The sequence below is a fragment of the Mucilaginibacter sp. P5_A4 genome (assembly GCF_056400605.1).
In genome coordinates this window covers 1-3,214 of sequence record NZ_JBFUKX010000112.1, presented here as the reverse complement: position 1 = coordinate 3,214, position 3,214 = coordinate 1, and the positions used below count along the sequence as shown (strand labels likewise).

The window sequence follows — 3,214 nt, the reverse complement described above, 5'->3', positions numbered from 1 at the left end:
CGTGTTTGCCATTCAGGAAAAAACCTTCGTTGGCATCAAACCTGATGGTGCGAATTCCAAATGTTGTTGTATAATTGTCGGTAACAGCGCCATTCTCTTCAACGGTGGTAAGCAACCGGTGCAGGAAGGGGCTTTCTATCGACCATAGCTTCGGATTAGTTACAGGTAAAACGCTTTTAACCTCTTGCGATGTAAAAGGTTTCAAAGTAAACCCTGTCGCTTTGCCGGTAGCAAGCGTTTTACCATCGGCGTCAACAATGGTTTGCGTTACGCTAAAGCTTCTTGCTTTTTTATCGCTGTTAATAATCGTGGCCGTTGCAGTAACATCGGCAATATTGTTTTTCACCAGGGTTGTAACACATGTTCCGTTGGCAGCAATATGCAGCTGGTCGGTTTTATTGAGCCAAACATGCCGGTAAATACCGGCGCCTTCATAAAACCAGCCTTCTTCCATGGTTGCATCAGCCCGTAATGCTATAACATTATTACCTCCATAATTCAAATATTCAGAAATATCGTACTCAAAGCTATTATACCCACTGGGCTCGGTACCCAGGTAATGCCCATTGACCCAAACTATACTGTTACGAAAAACACCGTCGAAAGCTATAGATATATGCTTACCCAGATCGGTAGCCGGAACGACAAAAGTTTTACGATACCAGCCCACGCTGGCATCAGGAAAGTTCCGGCCTATCGCCTTCGATCCGTGGCTTACGCTAGCTTTAGGACTAAAAGGCTGTTCAACCGCCCAGTCATGCGGGAGGTTAATTTTACGCCAGCCCCTATCATCAAATCCCGGCGATGCAGCGCCGTCGCCATAGCCGGTTTTAGCGAAATAAGAAAACCCTCCTGTTCCATTATAATAGTCCTTTGCCGGATCATAAGGATGCCCTAATGCAAAGCGCCAGTCATTGTCTATACACACATGTTCGCGTTTTGATGCGGGCACCGAAGGCTGCGCATAGGTGGCTGTTTTTACCGTTATCAGTAACAGGATACAAAATATCCCTTTTATTATATATTTATTTTTCATTGTCAATTGACCTGCGCTGGCAAGTCCGATAATCCTAAAATGTTGTATAATCTTTTCCTCTCCCCGATACTATTTATTTGCAGCCGTAATTTTCACCAGCCCCGGTTTAAGGCCAGCCCAGGATTCCTGCTCGCGGCAAAGGCTGTTCCCGGAGGAAAGCGCCTTGACGAATCAATGGTCCAATCCGAATAGCCCCAGTACTGCCTGTTAATTTCAGTACGAACACCATGCGGTCTACATTTTTTTGTTTTAATTTGTTACCTGTTTAACTGCGTGTGGCAGCCATATCCACATAGCCTATAGTTGAAACTTTATTTTGATAGGTAACGCAACCCATAATGTTCTAAACATTTTTGAGTGAACTTCTTAATAAGAACCAAGCCCTCGTTACACATTTTTTTCGACTGAGGCGTTAAGGTAGCGTTACTCAATATATCAATGTGCTCCTTAAGCAACATGCCAATCGTATCAAAATTCTCTATCAAAGCTTTAATCTCACTTTCATCTAATTCTGGCGCTTTTGAAATCATTTGATTTTTCATGTTCTCTTTTTTTAACCAGGTATTATTCCCCATGGATATCAAATTTGGGGGAGCATCCCATAATATTTTAAATCCCATAATGTTCTAAACATTTTTGAGTAAACTTCTTAATGAGGACCAGGCCCTCGTTACACATTTTTTTCGATTTCGGAGTTAAGATAGGGTTGCTGAAAATAGTAAGGTGCTCCTTAAGCAACATCCCAATTGTATCAAAATCCTCTATCAAAGCTTCAATTTCACTTTTATCTAATTCCGGCGCTTTTGAATTAATTTGATTTTCCATGTTCTCTTTTTTTAACCAGGTATTATTGCGGCGGCAATCGTCATGCGTTCAAATAGATTACTATCGATTTCTTTCATGTTGAAAACAGAATTGTTATAGTTAAAAAATGCCGGGACCTCTCGGTAAAGGCCCCAGGCATCCACTTATATTCAACTAAACTCTCTCTTATTTAATTCACCAGGAAACGGTACTGACTAATATGTTCACAGCATCCCTATTCTAGAAAAAGCTTTAATCCAACATTACTGGTTATACACTGCTTAATGGCATCCATCATACGCTGATCAAGCAACTTACCCAGCTCCCAAAACAAAGGCTTAACCGTTTCACCCAATCGCCAGTAACAGCCCGTTTTGATCGGACGGCTACTTGTAAATAGCATCAATAAACCGGCAACCGGACTTAATAAAATTTCCATTCATCAAACAAAAAACCCTCTCCTTTAAATACAAAATAGATATTACCCACTCCTTTAGGTATGTTCAGTGCTATTTGTTTGGAGAGCGTAGTCCAGTCCTTCACATCACACATAAGGGAAACAAGAGCCGGGCCTTTAAGATTATTTACATAAACATCAATTCTACCTGTTCCTTTCACCCGGGCTTCGAATTTGGCAGGGACCTGTTTGTTAAAATCGGCTCCCCGCACCATGAGACATTGTTTATCTGTTTTTCCTATGGCAACCATATTACCCACAATACCAGCAGTATCGAACTGGACGTGACCCGAAGTGCCTGCAGTGGTTTCTGCTTGCTGAACAACGAATGGATTTAACAGGTTAAGTTGTGAGGGGCCTTTAAAAGTTGCGCTGACCATGGGGAAAGCCACATCACTCCCTTCATCTACCTGTATTGGTTCGATACCCGCATTACGAAAACCACCCTTGGTGTTAAAATAATCCTGTAAATACATGGCATGGTAAGCAAGATAATATTTCTCTTTAAACTTGAACACGTGAGTGTGATTGTTTGTCATAGGCCCCACGTTAACGTCACCAGTATTCTTAAAGTAATTATCGCGATACTTCCAACTATCCGGATTTAAGGGTGTTTTACTCGTCATATAAGATATGTTGCATGCGGTTGGTTTAGCAATATTGCTATAAGGCCAGACAGTGCGTTCATCCCAATTTGTACAATAGCTATAAACCCAGGTCCCATTGATAAAGTTAAGGTCGCTGGCCTCGTTAAAATAAGGAGCGGGTATCTTAGAAATACTGCTGGCCAAACTGATCATATCTGCTCCTAATTTGACAATCCTGGCATTATCCGGCATATATTTTGTTTTGGGCGTTCCGGCTCCAAAAACCAGCCAGCCTGTACCCTGGCCGTCAATTAGAACTCCAGGATCGAA

Annotated in this window: 5 protein-coding genes; all 5 read right to left on the bottom strand. The window is 41.9% G+C overall.

All coding sequences use genetic code 11. The features are described from left to right. A partial coding sequence (locus AC1DQW_RS27380; protein ID WP_477456963.1) for a sugar-binding domain-containing protein occupies positions 1–1,036 on the bottom strand: 1,036 nt, incomplete at its 3' end. Positions 1,037–1,347: 311 nt separating this feature from the next. Beyond that, the gene (locus AC1DQW_RS27375) at positions 1,348–1,656 is read right to left on the bottom strand and encodes a hypothetical protein (protein WP_477456962.1); all 309 of its coding nucleotides are present in this window, start codon (positions 1,654–1,656) and stop codon (positions 1,348–1,350) included. After that, the gene (locus AC1DQW_RS27370) at positions 1,646–1,861 is read right to left on the bottom strand and encodes a hypothetical protein (RefSeq protein ID WP_477452086.1); all 216 of its coding nucleotides are present in this window, start codon (positions 1,859–1,861) and stop codon (positions 1,646–1,648) included. The genes AC1DQW_RS27375 and AC1DQW_RS27370 overlap by 11 nt, the downstream gene beginning before the upstream one ends. A 214-nt stretch (positions 1,862–2,075) precedes the next feature. Then, positions 2,076–2,279, bottom strand: a complete 204-nt coding sequence (locus AC1DQW_RS27365; protein ID WP_477456961.1) for a hypothetical protein — start codon at positions 2,277–2,279, stop codon at positions 2,076–2,078. After that, positions 2,264–3,214, bottom strand: a 951-nt coding sequence (locus AC1DQW_RS27360) for a hypothetical protein (RefSeq protein WP_477456960.1), incomplete at its 5' end; no start/stop codon positions are given. The genes AC1DQW_RS27365 and AC1DQW_RS27360, both read right to left, overlap by 16 nt.